This window comes from Affinundibacterium baiyunense (assembly GCF_018139645.1).
Lineage (GTDB): Bacteria > Pseudomonadota > Gammaproteobacteria > Burkholderiales > Burkholderiaceae_D > Undibacterium > Undibacterium baiyunense.
On the sequence record NZ_JAGSPM010000001.1, the window covers coordinates 64,214 to 80,560 of the forward strand.

A 16,347-nucleotide genomic window follows, 5' to 3' on the forward strand; every position below is an offset into this window, starting at 1 on the left:
AAAAAGCGGTCTTGATGACCGCTTTTTTTACATGATAAATCGATTAATTTAATTGAGATTTATCGATCACGCTGGAGAGAATGCGCGCATCAAGGTATAATCCTGCTTTCCGTTCCAACCCGCAACATGTCTGAGCTTTCTCTCGATATTGCTAGCGCGAGTCTCAAAAGCCAGTCATTTTGCCTCAACTACATTCACGCCATGTTGATATTGCCAGGCTCTAACGCCCTGTCTGCCTTCCGTACTAAAAATTTATTATCTCGTCTGCAAGCTGTTGATGCCAATATTGTTGGTGTGACGGCGCGTTACGCGCATTTTGTTGATGCGTCGGCACCACTAAGCGACGTCGAGGTAAATCGTTTGCAAGCGCTATTGGTATATGGCGATGCTTTTACTGGTAGCGAAGAGGGTGACAGTTTTGTTGTGATTCCACGTTTCGGGACGATTTCACCGTGGGCATCCAAAGCGACGGACATTACGCACAACTGTGGCATGCATCAAATTAAACGCCTGGAGCGCGGCGTACAGTATTTTGTGCAAGTCAAGTCAGGTTTGTTAGGTGGCGCGAAAAAATTAGCGACAGAATCTAAGCAAGCCGTCATCGCTTTGTTACATGATCGCATGACCGAGATGGTGCTGGAAGACTTAAATGCTGCGAGTGGTCTCTTCACAGAGTTAGACGCTAAGCCTCTAGAACATGTCGACGTTTTGGCAGGTGGAAAAGCTGCCTTGGTCGAAGCCAACAGCGCGCTCGGTTTAGCGCTGTCGGATGATGAGGTTGATTATTTAGTCGATGCTTTTACCACGGCAAAACGCAATCCTACCGACGTCGAATTGATGATGTTTGCACAAGCGAATAGTGAACATTGTCGCCATAAGATTTTCAATGCGGATTGGACGATCGATGGCGAGAAAAAAGATATGTCCTTGTTTGGCATGATCAAGAATACGCATCTGCTACAGCCTAAGGGAACCATCGTTGCATACAGCGACAATTCCTCGATTATGGAAGGCGCGACGGTTACGCGCTTTTATCCAAATGGCGCGGCGAAAGGTAATGAATATCAAGCCTCGACCGAGTTGACCCACACACTGATGAAGGTCGAGACGCACAATCATCCTACGGCGATTTCGCCGTTCCCTGGCGCTTCAACAGGTGCTGGCGGTGAAATTCGCGATGAAGGTGCGACTGGGCGTGGCGCCAAGCCTAAGGCTGGTTTGACAGGCTTTACAGTCTCGAATTTGAATTTGCCAGGAAATGTGCAGGCGTGGGAAAACGCTAGCGATGTTTTGAGTAATAACACCACGACACAGCAATACGGTAAACCTGATCGTATCGCATCTCCTTTGCAAATTATGATCGAAGGCCCAATTGGTGGCGCTGCGTTCAGTAATGAATTTGGTCGCCCTGTATTGGGCGGTTACTTCCGTACTTACGAACAAAATGTGGGTGGCACAGTGCATGGCTACCACAAGCCGATTATGATTGCTGGCGGTATCGGTAACATCAATGACAAACACACCAAGAAATTTGATTTGCCTGTTGGCAGTTTATTGATTCAACTTGGTGGTCCGGGCATGCGGATTGGTATGGGCGGTAGTGCAGCGTCTTCGATGGCGACCGGTACCAATACGGCTGATTTGGATTTTGATTCAGTACAACGTGGTAACCCAGAGATGGAGCGTCGCGCGCAAGAAGTGATTAACTCTTGCTGGCAATTGGGTGACGATAATCCTATTTTGTCGATTCACGACGTCGGTGCAGGTGGTTTATCTAATGCTTTCCCAGAAATCACGAATGATGCCAAGCGAGGCGCGATTTTTGATCTGCGTAAAGTGCCACTCGAAGAAAGCGGTATGGCGCCAAAAGAGATTTGGAGTAATGAATCGCAAGAACGTTATGTTTTGGCGATTGCGCCAGAAAGTCTGCCTTTGTTCCAGTATTTCTGTGAACGTGAACGCTGCTTATTCGCGGTAGTCGGTACGGCAACGGAAGAACGTCAGCTCAAAGTTATCGATCCATTGAACGATAACTCGCCAGTTGATATGCCAATGAATGTATTGCTCGGAAAACCTCCGAAAATGCATCGTGATGTTACCCACGTAAAGCGCGATTTTCCTGCGATTGATTTGACGGGAATGGATTTGAAAGTGGCTGGCGAACGCGTTTTGAGTTTGCCTACTGTTGGTGATAAATCTTTCTTAGTGACGATTGGTGATCGCTCTGTTGGTGCGATGTCTGTGCGCGATCAAATGGTCGGCCCATGGCAAGTCCCCGTTGCTGATTGCGCAGTGACGGCGATGAGTTTGGAAGGATATTTGGGTGAAGCGATGTCAATGGGCGAACGTACGCCGTTGGCAGTGATTGATGCGGCGGCTTCTGGTCGTATGGCGGTCGGCGAAGCCATTACAAATATTGCGGCGGCGCCGATTTCCAGTATTGAAAATATCAAACTCTCCGCGAATTGGATGGCAGCGTGTGGTCAACCGGGTCAAGATGCGGCGTTGTTTGACACGGTGAAAGCAATTGGTATGGAACTGTGTCCTGCTTTGGGAATTAGTATTCCAGTCGGCAAAGATTCTTTGTCCATGCGTACCACATGGAAAGATGAGGGTAACGATAAATCCGTGACTTCTCCAGTGTCTCTGATTATTTCAGCATTTGCACCCGTGTACGATATTCGCAAATGTTTGACACCACAAATTAAGTTAGATGCTGGCGATACCAGTTTGATTTTGATCGACTTAGGTCGTGGTAAAAATCGCTTGGGTGCCTCCGCATTCGCACAAGTCATGCAAAAACTCGGTGATCAAACGCCAGATGTAGATAGTGCGGACGATTTAAAAGTCTTCTTCGCAGCGATTCAGCAATTGAATCAAGACGGAAAAATTTTGGCTTATCACGATCGTTCTGATGGTGGTTTGTATAGCACCTTGTGCGAAATGGCATTTGCTGGACGCAGCGGTTTAGCGATCAACCTTGATATGTTGACGATGGAAAGTGAGCACGCTGCGGATCATGGTGATGCCAAAAATTGGGCAGGTCAGGTTGCTGAACGTCGCAATGAACTGACTTTGCGCGCCTTGTTCAATGAAGAATTGGGTGCGGTGATTCAAGTTCGTACTGAACAGCGCAGTGCTGTAATGGATGTGTTACGTGCACATAATCTTGGTGCCTGCAGTCATGAAATTGGTAAGCCAAATAGTAGCGGTGTGATTTCTTTCATGCGTGACGCTAAAGAAATTTACAAAGAATCTCGCAGTGCATTGCATCAAATCTGGAGTAAAACGAGTTGGCAAATCGCTCGTATGCGTGACAACCCAGCTTGTGCCGACGCTGAGTACGCACGTCTTGCGGATGAGTCTGATCCAGGCATGCAGCCAATTATTACCTTTGATGCACAAGCTGATGTAGCTGCACCATTCATCGCAACAGGTGCTCGGCCTAAAGTCGCGATCTTGCGCGAACAAGGTGTGAACTCGCATATTGAGACTGCGTATGTGATGCATAAGGCAGGCTTTACGGCTGTTGATGTACACATGAGTGATTTAATCGCTGGCCGTGCGAAATTAGCTGATTTCAAAGGATTGATTGCGGTAGGCGGTTTCTCTTATGGTGACGTATTGGGCGCAGGCGAGGGCTGGGCTAAGACGATTTTGTTTAATGCCATGATGTCTGAGCAATTCTCAGAATTTTTCCACCGTGAAGATACGTTCGGTATGGGTATCTGTAACGGCTGTCAAATGATGAGTAATTTGAAGTCCATCATCCCAGGTGCGACTGCTTGGCCAAAATTCACCAAGAATAAGTCCGAGCAGTTTGAAGGCAGGTTCTCTATGGTGGAAATTTTGGAATCGAAATCGATTTTCTTCCAAGGAATGGCTGGTACACAAACGCCAATCGCCGTAGCACATGGCGAGGGTTTTGCAGACTTCTCTACGACGGGTGATGTTAATGCGGTACGGGCTGCGATGCGTTTTGTTGATCACCATGGCCAAGCGACAGAAGCCTATCCATATAATCCAAACGGTTCGCCTCTTGGATTGACTTCAGTTACCAATGATGATGGCCGTTTCACTGTGATGATGCCGCATGCAGAGCGTGTTTTCCGCAGTGTATTACATTCTTGGGCACCCGAATCTTGGGGCGAGGATTCACCTTGGATGCGTATGTTTAGAAATGCGCGAGTGTGGGTGGGGTAATCGTTAGAAAAATCTACTGATAATAAAAAACGCAGAGTTGGCTAAAAAGCACTCTGCGTTTTTTTATGCCTTCTGTTTTATTGCAATTGGTTGAGTCGCATTCTTAGCTTAGGTATAGCTTAATTACAACGTAATTGCTGAGCAATTCTTATTTTCTGCCAAGTGGATCTGTTGGTGTCGTTGCTCTCGGCATGTTAATCAGATCATCAGAAGACACTGTTTTTACATCAGATGGTGATCGCGCATTTTTCTTTTGTGGGATAGTACTGCCAACACGATATTCACGCTCTACTGCGACCTTGGGTGCATTCGGATCGTCAACTTCGACACTTGCACATCCAACTAAGCTTGATAGGGCGAGCAAGCTAAATAAAATTTTTGTCATATTTTTCCTAGTCTTAAATGAGAGATGGGGCTACCAAATTGTGCACTGATTTCGATGTGCGAGATCTGCGTAAAGCGATGAAACTGAAATAGCTTATTAGCTTTGCTAAGACTATTGATTTACTTGAATGCTGTCAATAAGTTTAGGTAATTTGGAAAAAAGAGACAGTTGTTAGTTACACAGAGGTAGCGACTTCTTTTCTGCGGTCGATAAATAAGCTATTTCCAAGCAAGCGTTTTGCCTGTTTTTTTGCTTCAGTTGCCGCAATCGCAATTTGATGATGTGAGCCATACTGCTCAACACGCGCACTGATGACACCAAGAGATAAACTAATAAGCGGATAAAAGACTTTTTTGCCTTGTCTATCTTCGCTGATATAGCCGCCTCTTTCTCTATCTTCGTTGCTATAGAAATCGATAATTTCCGACTCAAAGGTATTCAAAATATCTCTGCACCTTTGTTCCCAATTGTCGCTTTGAAAAATAATGATGAAGTCATCACCACCAATGTGCCCAATAAAATCTTTGTCGCTCGTACAGTGTTGGACGATGATTTTACTCGTCATTTGTATGACTTCATCTCCGCGTTGGTAACCATACACATCATTAAAAGGTTTGAAGTGATCTAGATCGCAGTAGCATGCTTGAAAAGGAATTTTTTGTTGAAGCAATTGATCGATGTGCTGATTGATTGGCACGTTTCCCGGAAGTTGCGTTAGGGGATTGGCATAGCGAGCAGCGTCTATTTGCATTTTGGTGATCTCTCGCATCAAATCCGGCCCAGTCGCCAATCCGATATAGTTACCATTGTCGACGACGATGATGCCGTTAATGAGGTGCTCAGGATCTGCTTCCACAATCATGTGACTGACTTGCTGTAAGTTGGTGTTTTGTTCGACAGTCAGAGGATTGCTATCCATAAAGACTTTGCACGATTTTTTTCCATAAAGTTCGCGCTGAAATGGCCTTGAAAAACGATCAATCATATTGTGACGATTGATGATGCCGACAGGGATGTGATTGTCGACAACGGGAATGATCTTTAGTTTTGGATCAGCTAAAAATAGATTTTCAACCTCATTGTTTAAGGTTGATGAACTAATCGTTGGCGGAGTTTTTAGCAGATGTTTGATGGTGACTGCATTTTGGTGTTGATCAAGGTAAGCTGCTGGCATCTTGCTTCTTTTAAGAGAAATCGTTTTGGCTACTTCAGCAGAAATCGATTTTGCTGGACTAGGATGTGGCTTTGCGATGTGGTACCCCTGACCGCAGGCAACGCCCAACTCAAGTAAAGTAAGTAATTCTGCTTGTGTTTCAATCCCTTCTGCCACTACTTTAGAACCCGACTTTTCTGCGATGCTTTGTATCGACTTTACAAATTGACGTTTTACCGAGTCTTTGTCTATTCCTTGAATAAAGTGCATATCGATTTTGACGAACTCTGGATGTAACTCTGACCATAGGCGTAGGCTTGAGAATCCTTCACCGAGATCATCAATCGCAATCTCAAATCCCATTTTTCTATAGTGTAAAACAGCTTCGTACAGAAGCGCGTAGTCATGGGTTGGTTGATATTCGGTGAGCTCAATGATGACTCGTTGGGGATTAATCCCGATTTCGTGAATGTAATCTAGGGTTTCGCCATGACGCGCATCTCGTTGTAATAGACATTCAGGGCTAACATTTAAAAAAAGTTTACCTGGTAAATTTAGTGCTTTGAATTGTTCGAGCACAATTCTGCGACATAAATGTTCTACAGTTACACTTAAATTATGCTCGGCAGCGGCTTGAAATAAGTTGATCGGGGAATGTAGTGTGCTGTCAGAGGGGCCTCGAATAAGTCCTTCATATCCGAGAATTTGACCGTCGTCCATCTGTATGATCGGTTGAAAACGAGCGCTCAGCTGACGCTCTCGAATGATGCGAAGCAACTGTTGCAAAACTGAATTTTGCATTTGAACTGGTTCTGGAATAGGTGCGGTTATTACCTCGTGGTAACGATTGCAGTCAGAAAGTATGCTTAATTCCTGTTCCATAAATAGCTAAGACGCCGATTGAAGATTGCCGAGTCAAATTTAACTTTCGGTTCACTTAGCTTAGTTTAGGAATATGACCGGGATATTTCAGGTTAGTGAATAGATCGTATTTTTTAAGAAAAAATGGTTATTTCTGCCAAATCCGATTATGCGATTAATGAATCTAAGGAAGCTGGACCTAGCGTGGATATTATTGCTGTTTTGAAATAAAACTCTATTTCTCATAGGGATGATGTTTTGGCTTGAAATTATTCTTTATAGCCTTATATATCCTAAGCATCTAATGAAATCCCTAATAAATTCAGGGCTTTTCAGAGGGAAATTGCTAAAAAAACAGGCTACCAAACAGTTTTGAACTTTGCTACAATCGCAAGCTTGACTGTATTTTGCAGTATGGAAAGATGGCAGAGTGGTCGAATGCACCGGACTCGAAATCCGGCATACGTTTATGACGTATCCAGGGTTCAAATCCCTGTCTTTCCGCCAAAATACTATTAGACAACTATTTGGCAAAGATCAAAAGTAGTCTGAGATGGTCGAGCTAGAATGAGTTTGTGCTAGGTGATTAGTTTGTTCATTGACGTCGCATGCCCTTTGAGCATTTTTTAACTATTTGTCGGCATAAGTTTGTTCTGTTGTAAGGTGCATGCCTTTAAACAAGAGGTATGTAAAATTATAAATAATAACCAAACCGATTTGGTCTTGGTACATACAGAGATTTTTGATCTGTATTTTGTGAAGAGTGAGAAAAAAATGGCAAACCTTTTAGATCTGAAGTCAGATGATTTTGACTATAACCCAAATAACCTGTTGGACACCTTGATTAAGCAATTGCATTTGAAAAATGATGCAGCTTTGTCGAGAGCTTTAGAAGTTGCTCCACCAGTAATCAGTAAAATCCGTCACCATCACTTACCAGTTGGTGCGTCATTACTAATTCGTATGCACGAAATTAGTGATTTGAGCATTAAAGATTTGCGCGCCCTGATGGGTGATCGTCGGGAAAAGTTCCGTATTGGCGATCAGGTAATTCGCGTCGATTAATTCGACTGTTCTGTCGCCAACACAGGGTTAAATCAAGTTTGATTTAACCCTGTTTTCATTTCTGAAGCTATATTGATTATCGTTAGATTCTCTTTGTCTCTCTCAATGTGTGTTAATTCATACATTTAAGAACTTTAAAATCCCCATAAGGATCTTTGCTGAATTGCGTTGTTTTTCTCGTGGAATGTATGTGTTAGCATGAGGACACATTTTGAGAGTGAAAATGTAAATTCTCGAGCGAGGTGATTATGTCTGTTCAAGTTACGGGGGCTTCACGATTGAGTCAAGAACATCGCATGCGTTTATATCCGACCAAGATTATTAATATTATTGGTGGTCCTGGTTGCGACAAGTCATTATTTTCATCTGCGATTATTTTAAATTTAAATCTTCGAAATAAGTCGGTGGAGCAAATTCCTGATTACGCCAAAGCCTTAGTTTGGCAGAAAAATTTTGATGCTCTTAAAAATCAATATCAACTCGCTCAGCGACAATTCGAGATGCTCGATCTACTCGATGGGCAAGTTCAGTACTTGGTCACCGAGTGCGCATTGATGCAAGTGCTTTATTACAATCAGTCTTATCCTGAGAATATTTGCGATGTTACTAAAACACACCATCAAATTCTGGATTGGTATAACCGCCACGACAATATTAATATTTTGGTCGAGCGTGGTGACAAAAAGTATGTGCAAACTGGGCGCTTTCAAAATGAAGAGCAAGCACGAAAAATCGATGAAGAACTGCGACAGATGCTGGAGATGGAGCAGATTCCATTTATATCGATGCCACCCGATATCGCTGTGATTAATAATTTCGCTAGAGGGCTTGCTTGAGGCTCACTTCCCACGCCATCGTTGCAAGTAGAATTTTTTATCAAATTCGTTGTTAGAGCTACTCAAGTTTCAAGCTCCGTCTTTGCTTGATTTACTTTATTTTATCGCTGAAATCGCAGGGCTAATCCTGTCTTTCTTAAGTTTCGTCGCTTCTCGCCAAAACTCAACTTGATGAAATTACTATTTGTCTAAATCATTGAAGTGACATGCTTTGATGAGTTAGATGGAGTAGTTTTTATGAGGTGACTATGGTGCAAAACTCAGCAATGCAGGAACTAGCAATAGAAATGACCGGGGTGCGTAAGAGATTCGCGACGCATGAAGTGCTTAAATGTTTGAATCTTAACGTGCCAAACAAAAGTATCTTTGCCTTTCTTGGGAATAACGGTGAAGGTAAATCCACGGCGATTAGATTAATGGTTGGATTGTTGCGACCAGATGGCGGTGATATTCGTATTTTGGGGCGCAATATTCAGACTGATAGGCAAGCGATCTTACGTGAAGTTGGGTGTTTGGTTGATGCGCCGAGTTCTTATCCCAATTTGACCGCAATCGAGTTTTTGAAGATTGCTTGTGTGATCAAGTCCTTAGCTTTGAAAGAAATTGACCGTGTACTCGAGTTGGTTAACTTGCATACGGATCCTAAACGCTTAATTCGTCATTTTTCTCTTGGTATGAAGCAGCGTTTGGCGTTGGCGCATGCTTTATTGGGGCGCCCAAGTCTTCTTATTCTTGATGAGCCAACGAATGGTCTTGATCCAGCAGGTATTCAAGAAATTCGTCAGTTAATTCAACGCTTACCTGAACAAGCCGATTGCACCATTTTTGTATCTAGTCACCAACTTGATGAGGTAGAGAAAATGGCGACACATCTTGCTTTGCTCAAGGATGGTACTGTCCAATTTCAATGTCACTTAGATGAAATTTATGCTGCACAAGTTGGTGTGTTGGAATTGCATATTGATGATGCAGCTCTGGTCGCGCAAGTGCTGGTCGCGCACGGATTTCGAGCGCAAGTCTTGAGTGCAACTCAGCTTGTGGTTAGTGAGGTGCCTCAAGAGCAAGCGCACAGAGTAAACGCATGCGTTGTTCAAGCCAATTTACGTTTGCACGCCGCGAACTTTCAAAAGCCTTCTTTAGAAAAATGGTTTCATCAACAAACACAAGCGAGGGCTATATGATTATTCAATTGATTCGAGTTGAATTGTTGAAGGTGAAGCGTTCTTTAGCGCTACTAATGATGCTGGCTTGCCCGTTGATGGTGGCATTGCTTTGTTTTGGTTTGCAATTAAAAACCTATAAGACGGGTCTAATTCGATGGGATATGTATTGGGCTGGTAGTACCGCAATTTGGGGATACTTTATGTTTCCTCTTTATTTGGCTTTAATTACGGGTTTATTGAACGGAAATGAACATCGAAACTCGACTTGGCGATTGATGTTGACTTTGCCGATTCAGTCACGCCAATTGTTTTTAGCGAAATTCGTTCTGGCGGCAGTTTTTATGCTTGGTGCAAATCTCGCTTTGTTGTTTATGAACTCATGTGCAATTTATGTATTTGGACTGTTGGGATTTTCAATTTCGCAGGCTTTTAAATTTGATTTTGTGCGCTTTATGTTGTTTGCGAACTTGAGTGCTTTACCAATTTTAGTATTTCAGCATTGGATCAGTTGGCGCGTACAAAATATCGTCGCCCCATTGGCGGTCGGTGTGATTGGGACGATGGGGATTGTGCAGATTGGTCAATCGGAAAATTGGATTTACTATCCGTGGAGTTATGTGATGACGGCGTTAAATGCATCATCAGCTGATGTTCGTCATCAGGCAATTATTCTTGCGAGTACATTGGCAGTATGCGCACTTGGCATATTGACGTTTTGGGTAGGCCGACGTGGTGTCGAGTTTGAGTAAAATTTTCTGAAGTTGTTTGGATAAGATCATGATGCTTTCATTGATCTTATCCATGTTACTGGTGACCTCTTAGTATTCAAGCCAAGAAAAGAAATACAGTTGGTTTTTTGTGAAAGTCTGGTAGCTGATTTGCTTGCAACTGTTTTTTCCAAGTGCCAGCTGTTTTCGTTTGTATCGATTCTGTCGGTAAGCTTAAATCAGTCGCTACGCAGATAAGTGTTTGATGGTTGCAATGATTAGCGAGCGCCTCAAGCATTTGCGTGTTTCGATAGGGTGTTTCGATCAGTAATTGGGTTTGTTTTTCTTTTCTTGAGCGATCTTCCAGCTCCTTAATACGTTTTGCTCTGGCGGCAGCATCTGTCGGTAAATAGCCATTAAACGCAAAACTTTGGCCATTCAATCCACTTCCCATAATCGCAAGCAGAAGTGATGATGGTCCTACGAGGGGACAAACCTTGATATTCCGTTGATGCGCAAGTTGAACTAAATTGGCTCCAGGGTCGGCTACCGCTGGTACGCCAGCTTCAGAAATTAATCCAACATCGTGTCCGTCGAGTAGAGGCGTTAACAGCTTTTGTATTTCCGTATTGGGTGTGTTGACATTGAGTTCGCTGATTTGCAACTCTTGAATCGGTCTAGAAAGTGGATGATATTGATTGAGAATTTTCAGATAGGCGCGTGTGCTTTTCGCATTTTCGGCGATAAAGTATCGCAAATCTGCACTCATCTTTTGAACGGTTTCAGGGATGATGTGTGCTAAAACATTTCCTTGATCATTATCGATCTGTCCTAGTGTGTTTGGAATTAAGTAAAGTGTGCCAGTCATAGGTATCCTTGTTGTCCTGATCGTTCTTAATGCACGGAATTAAAAAAAGTCACGTTGAGATTTCTTAGCATGCTAGTCAGCGCGATTAAGGGTAATCCAGTTAAGGCAGTAGGATCATCGCTTTGCACAGATTGAAGTAACGCAATACCTAGTCCTTCATTTTTTGCGCTGCCGGCACAGTCGTATGGTTTTTCGATGTGTAAATAGGCGTCCAGTTCGGCATCACTGAGTTCTCTAACTTGCACGAGTGTCTGGCAATTGGCAATTTGGATTTGATGGCTTGTTCGATTGTCTAGCACGCACAGCGCAGTATGAAAAATAACGGTTTTGCCACGCATGGTTTTTAATTGCGCCAGCGCTGTATAGTGATTTCCAGGTTTGCCAATTTGGGCGCCGTTTAGCGTTGCGACCTGATCGGAGCCAATAATGATCGCGTTAGGGTTTGTTAATCCAATTGCTTCGGCTTTTTCCTGCGCCAACCTAATTGCTGTTTCCTCTGGTTGCTCATTTGGTTTTGGGGTTTCATCAATCTCAGGGCTAATTGAAATGAATGGTAGTTGCAGGCGGCTTAAAAGTTCTTTTCGGTAGGCGGAGCTTGAAGCGAGAATAATGTGCGGAGTGTTTGAGTTTGACATTTGATTTGATGTATTTTTTATTAATTTTATGGCGGAAATTTTCGGTTTCTCAAAAAAACGCGTAAAATTTCACAGTTCTAATCGCCTCAAACGAGCTAAGGCTTTGACTATTAAGGTGTAATCCTGTTATTATCGCAGGTTTTCTGGGTCTAGAAATCCTATGCAAGCATTTGTTATTGACTCTTTTACGTTTTGTCAGCATCGAGAACTGCGTGAAGGTAGTACAAAAATTGCCGATTTCCCACGATTGTCTGTGGAATGTGCAAACAAAGACGGCGTATTAAATTGGTCATTGCAAGGTGGTTTGAATCATCTAGGTTTTCCGCAACTAAGCTTAGTTGTTGATGGGCATTTTCAATTAATGTGTCAGCGTTGCTTAACACCGTTTGAATTTGCAGTAGACTCACAATCAGAATTAATTCTCGCCAAAAACGATGATCATGCGGACGAAATTGAAAGCATGCTTGAAGATGACGAGGTTGATGTAGTAGTAGGCAGCAAGACATTCAATGTCATGGAGTTGATAGAGGATGAGGCGTTGCTGGCAATACCCCAATCGCCCAAACATGCAGTATGCCCTGATGTAATTGGTTCATTCAATCAATCAGAGGCAGCGAACAATGTAGATGCGGTAGATGCAGCGAGCACAAGTGGTAAAGTGTCTCCATTCGCTGTACTGAAAAAGTTGCAATGAAAAGTAAGTGGGCGTACCTAGTGGCATTATTCTGAAAAAACACTCAGGTCGAAGTATTGTTAGGGATTCTTGAAAGGCAAACGAAGTTTGCTTGTCGATTCAAGTGTGTTAAATTTTAGAAACATTTTTTGAAGTATTAGGAGTTATCATGGCCGTTCAGCAAAATAAAAAATCACCATCTAAGCGTGGTATGCACCGTTCACACGATTTCTTGACTGCACCACAGTTAGGTATCGAGCCAACAACAGGTGAAACACATCTGCGTCACCACATCAGCCCAAATGGCTTTTACCGTGGTCGTAAAGTATTGAAAACTAAGAACGACGAGTAATCTGTTCTTAGCGATAAAGCGGCGTTGCGAGTCTTGTACTTGACGCCGCTTTTTTTTATCCTGTGACTTGTGCGGAATGGCAGCTACAAAGTGAACTTAATAAGTAAGCATCAATGATGCTAGTGCCTGTTTTGCATAAATTGTAACTCTAAAAAATGTTCAAAAGCGAATATTGTTTTTGTTCATTGTCTCTTTCATTTTTCGCTGCTCGATCTAAAACGGATGATTCTTTGCGTCATTCTTGATAAGATAGCTCTCTTGGAGTGAAAAAATAGTAACAAATACATGACAATAAAAATTTCAATTGATTGTATGGGCGGTGATTTTGGTCCATCAGTCACTGTAGCGGCAGCAGTTTCATTTGCGAATCGCGAGCCTGATGTTGAATTTGTTTTGGTGGGGCAGGAAACTGTCTTGCAAGCAGAATTAAAAAAGCTAGGTGCGATAAATCATCCGCGATTATCTATCGTGCACGCGAGCGAAATGGTTGAGATGGATGATCCCATCGAAATTGCCTTGCGCAGAAAAAAAGATTCCTCAATGCGAGTAGCGCTGAACCAGGTCAAGGAGGGTGCTGCACAAGCTTGCGTTTCCGCTGGTAACACGGGTGCGTTGATGGCAGTTTCTCGCTACGTCTTAAAGACTATGCCGGGTGTCGATCGACCTGCAATTTGCAGCATCCTGCCAAATCAGAAAAAACAACCAACTTATATGCTAGACCTGGGCGCAAATGTGGATTGCGAAGCGGTGCATTTGCATCAATTTGCGATCATGGGTTCTGCGCTTGTTGCGGCGCTGGAAAATAAGCCGCGTCCAACTGTAGGTCTATTGAATGTTGGTGAAGAAGATATTAAAGGTAATGATGTCGTAAAGCGCACCGCACAGTTGTTGCGGGCAGATCATGAGCGCGGTTTGCTGAACTTTTATGGCAATGTCGAAGGGAATGATATTTTCAAAGGAACCACCGACATCGTTGTCTGTGATGGTTTTGTTGGGAATGTCACTTTGAAGGCGGTTGAAGGTTTAGGCAGGTTCGTCAAAACAACAATGACGGATGCGTTCAAAAGTGGTTTGTTGAATATGCTGGGTGCGTTGATTGCACGTGGTGCGTTGAAGCGAATTTCTACAACGATGAATCCATCGAATTATAACGGTGGTAGTTTATTGGGCTTGCGTGGTGTGGTGATCAAAAGTCACGGTAGCGCTGATAAATATAGTTATGAATGGGCGATACAGCGCGCATTTGATGCAGTGAAAAATGATGTGCTTGCGCGCATTACCACCTCCTTGGCGGAATTGATGCCAGTGCCCGAAGAGGCAAGTACAGCTAGTTCCGGTACGACTGAACAATAAATAGATAAAGACGCATGACTTTCTACAGCAAAATTATAGGCACCGGAAGCTACCTGCCACCAAGAAAAGTAACAAATCACGAGTTGGCTGAGCAATTGGCAGCTAAAGGTATCGAAACCTCAGATGAATGGATAGTCTCGCGCAGTGGCATTTCTGCACGTCATTATGCTGAGTCTAATGTCACGTCAAGTGATATGGCAGTAGAGGCGGCGAAACGTGCATTAGACGCGGCAAATTTGCAGGCGAACGAGATTGACTTGATTATCTTGGCGACTTCAACGCCAGATTTTTTTGGTGGTTTTCCAAGTACAGCTTGTATTGTGCAAAATAAATTAGGTATCACAAATGGCGCTGCTGCAGTGGATGTGCAGGCGGTTTGTAGCGGATTTATTTATGCTATGTCGATGGCTGATAGCATGATTAAATCTGGTTCCCACAAAAATGCTTTGATTATTGGTGCTGAAGTATTCTCCCGGATTTTAAATTTTGAAGATCGCACAACCTGCGTATTGTTTGGCGATGGTGCGGGTGCGATTGTCATGTCGCGATCTGAAGAACCTGGTGTTCTTGCTACTAAATTGCATGCGGATGGTAGTCATTCTCACATTTTGTGTGTGCCTGGAAATCTGAATGCAGGTGTGATTGCTGGTAGTGCATTCCTGTATATGGATGGTCAGGCAGTTTTCAAATTGGCGGTGAATGTACTCGAAAAAGTAGCCAACGAGGCACTGGAATTGGCTGGTATGCAAGCAAACCAAGTTGATTGGCTGATTCCGCATCAAGCAAACATTCGGATCATGCAAAGCACGGCGAAGAAGTTGAGTTTGCCTATGGATAAAGTGGTTGTCACGGTAGATCAGCACGGTAACACTTCTGCTGCGTCGATTCCGCTCGCGTTGGATGCTGCAGTGCGCGATGGACGCGTTAAGAAGGATCAAGTCGTGATGTTGGAAGGCGTTGGTGGTGGATTTACTTGGGGCGCTGCTCTAATAAAAATGTAATGGTAAAGTAGGCGTGAGATTGGTTGGTCTTATTTAATATAAGTAGTAAGCCAGCTTGGGATTATCTTAAAACTAACAAAAAGACAAAATTATTATGGCGCAATTTGCATTTGTATTTCCTGGTCAGGGTTCGCAAGCGATCGGTATGTTGAATGGTTTCGCGAATAATCCTGTAGTTCAAGCAACAATTGCAGAGGCATCTGATGCTCTGCAAATGGATTTAGGGAAATTGATTTCTGAAGGTCCAAAGGAGGATTTGGATTTGACCACCAACACGCAACCTGTGATGCTTACAGCAGCGGTTGCGACTTACCGTGCGTGGATTGCAGCTGGTGGGAAAGTACCTTCTATCGTTGCTGGACATAGTTTGGGTGAGTATTCAGCATTGGTCGCAGCGGGTGTCATCGCTTTTAAAGACGCAGTGCCGCTGGTGCGGTTTCGTGCCCAAGCAATGCAAAGTGCTGTGCCAGTAGGTCTGGGTGGCATGGCAGCAATTTTGGGTTTAAGTGACGCAGACGTTGCGGCAGCGTGTTCGGAAGCGGCAGCTGCCACCTCCGAAGTGGTTGAGGCAGTAAACTTTAATGCACCAGCGCAAGTTGTGATTGCAGGGGCAAAGGCAGCAGTTGAGCGCGCTTGTGAGTTGGCGAAAGCGAAAGGCGCTAAGCGTGCTTTGCCTTTGCCAGTGTCAGCGCCATTTCATTCTTCATTATTGAAGCCAGCATCAGATCAGTTGCGGGATTACTTGGTAAATATCCCATTCTCAGCGCCATCGATTGCTTTAATTAACAATGTGGATGTTGCGATTGTTACTGATCCAGCATTGATCAAAGATGCTTTGGTAAGACAGGCGGCAAGTCCAGTGCGTTGGGTTGAAACGGTCAATGCGATCGCTGCCAGTGGTATTACGCAATTAGTTGAATGTGGTCCTGGTAAGGTATTGGCAGGTTTAACTAAGCGTATTCACCCTGACTTGGTTGGCGAAGCTATCTACGATCAAGAAACTTTGGATAAGTTGATGCAAGCAATGGCGTAAGCATCATTCTTGAAATGGTCTCGGATAGTAAAAAATAAGTAAGCATAAATTAAAAGAAT

14 protein-coding genes and 1 tRNA gene are annotated in these 16,347 nt (G+C 43.6%); 11 read left to right on the forward strand and 4 right to left on the reverse strand.

Annotated elements, in window-relative coordinates:
* Positions 1–201 precede the first annotated feature (201 nt).
* Positions 202–4,203, forward strand: a complete 4,002-nt coding sequence (gene purL / locus KDM92_RS00280) for a phosphoribosylformylglycinamidine synthase (RefSeq protein WP_212682493.1) — start codon at positions 202–204, stop codon at positions 4,201–4,203.
* 148 nt (positions 4,204–4,351) lie between these two features.
* Here purL and KDM92_RS00285 read toward each other — a convergent pair whose 3' ends face one another.
* Complete coding sequence (locus tag KDM92_RS00285) at positions 4,352–4,588, reverse strand: hypothetical protein (RefSeq protein ID WP_212682494.1); 237 nt, start codon at positions 4,586–4,588, stop codon at positions 4,352–4,354.
* A 175-nt stretch (positions 4,589–4,763) separates the two neighbouring features.
* Positions 4,764–6,542: a GGDEF domain-containing protein gene (locus tag KDM92_RS00290; protein WP_230408097.1), complete on the reverse strand. Its 1,779-nt coding sequence runs from the start codon at positions 6,540–6,542 to the stop codon at positions 4,764–4,766.
* 476 nt (positions 6,543–7,018) lie between these two features.
* Between KDM92_RS00290 and KDM92_RS00295 the strand changes: the two genes are divergently transcribed.
* The 5 genes from KDM92_RS00295 (at position 7,019) to KDM92_RS00315 (ending at position 10,415) form a co-directional block, all read left to right on the forward strand.
* A tRNA-Ser gene (locus KDM92_RS00295) sits at positions 7,019–7,109 on the forward strand.
* 267 nt (positions 7,110–7,376) lie between these two features.
* Positions 7,377–7,667, forward strand: coding sequence for a hypothetical protein (locus KDM92_RS00300; RefSeq protein WP_186889660.1), 291 nt, complete (start codon positions 7,377–7,379; stop codon positions 7,665–7,667).
* Positions 7,668–7,915: 248 nt separating this feature from the next.
* The gene (locus tag KDM92_RS00305; protein ID WP_212682496.1) at positions 7,916–8,503 is read left to right on the forward strand and encodes a hypothetical protein; all 588 of its coding nucleotides are present in this window, start codon (positions 7,916–7,918) and stop codon (positions 8,501–8,503) included.
* Positions 8,504–8,751: 248 nt separating this feature from the next.
* Positions 8,752–9,684 carry an ATP-binding cassette domain-containing protein gene (locus KDM92_RS00310; RefSeq protein ID WP_230408098.1) on the forward strand — a complete coding sequence of 311 codons (933 nt, stop codon included), beginning with the start codon at positions 8,752–8,754 and terminating at the stop codon, positions 9,682–9,684.
* The gene (locus KDM92_RS00315; protein WP_212682497.1) at positions 9,681–10,415 is read left to right on the forward strand and encodes an ABC transporter permease; all 735 of its coding nucleotides are present in this window, start codon (positions 9,681–9,683) and stop codon (positions 10,413–10,415) included. Before KDM92_RS00310 ends, KDM92_RS00315 begins: the two co-directional genes overlap by 4 nt.
* A gap of 76 nt (positions 10,416–10,491) precedes the next feature.
* Here KDM92_RS00315 and KDM92_RS00320 read toward each other — a convergent pair whose 3' ends face one another.
* Both KDM92_RS00320 and KDM92_RS00325 read right to left on the reverse strand, forming a co-directional pair.
* A complete protein-coding gene (locus KDM92_RS00320; RefSeq protein WP_212682498.1) occupies positions 10,492–11,241 on the reverse strand; it encodes an SAM-dependent methyltransferase in 750 nt (249 codons plus the stop codon).
* 26 nt (positions 11,242–11,267) lie between these two features.
* The gene (locus KDM92_RS00325; RefSeq protein WP_212682499.1) at positions 11,268–11,876 is read right to left on the reverse strand and encodes a Maf-like protein; all 609 of its coding nucleotides are present in this window, start codon (positions 11,874–11,876) and stop codon (positions 11,268–11,270) included.
* 160 nt (positions 11,877–12,036) lie between these two features.
* Between KDM92_RS00325 and KDM92_RS00330 the strand changes: the two genes are divergently transcribed.
* The 5 genes from KDM92_RS00330 (at position 12,037) to fabD (ending at position 16,288) form a co-directional block, all read left to right on the forward strand.
* The gene (locus KDM92_RS00330) at positions 12,037–12,570 is read left to right on the forward strand and encodes a YceD family protein (protein ID WP_212682500.1); all 534 of its coding nucleotides are present in this window, start codon (positions 12,037–12,039) and stop codon (positions 12,568–12,570) included.
* A gap of 148 nt (positions 12,571–12,718) precedes the next feature.
* Positions 12,719–12,901, forward strand: a complete 183-nt coding sequence (gene rpmF, locus KDM92_RS00335; RefSeq protein ID WP_162018712.1) for a 50S ribosomal protein L32 — start codon at positions 12,719–12,721, stop codon at positions 12,899–12,901.
* A 285-nt stretch (positions 12,902–13,186) separates the two neighbouring features.
* The gene (gene plsX, locus KDM92_RS00340) at positions 13,187–14,254 is read left to right on the forward strand and encodes a phosphate acyltransferase PlsX (RefSeq protein WP_212682501.1); all 1,068 of its coding nucleotides are present in this window, start codon (positions 13,187–13,189) and stop codon (positions 14,252–14,254) included.
* Positions 14,255–14,268: 14 nt separating this feature from the next.
* The gene (locus tag KDM92_RS00345) at positions 14,269–15,255 is read left to right on the forward strand and encodes a beta-ketoacyl-ACP synthase III (protein ID WP_212682502.1); all 987 of its coding nucleotides are present in this window, start codon (positions 14,269–14,271) and stop codon (positions 15,253–15,255) included.
* 94 nt (positions 15,256–15,349) lie between these two features.
* Positions 15,350–16,288, forward strand: coding sequence for an ACP S-malonyltransferase (fabD, locus tag KDM92_RS00350; RefSeq protein ID WP_212682503.1), 939 nt, complete (start codon positions 15,350–15,352; stop codon positions 16,286–16,288).
* Positions 16,289–16,347 lie beyond the last annotated feature (59 nt).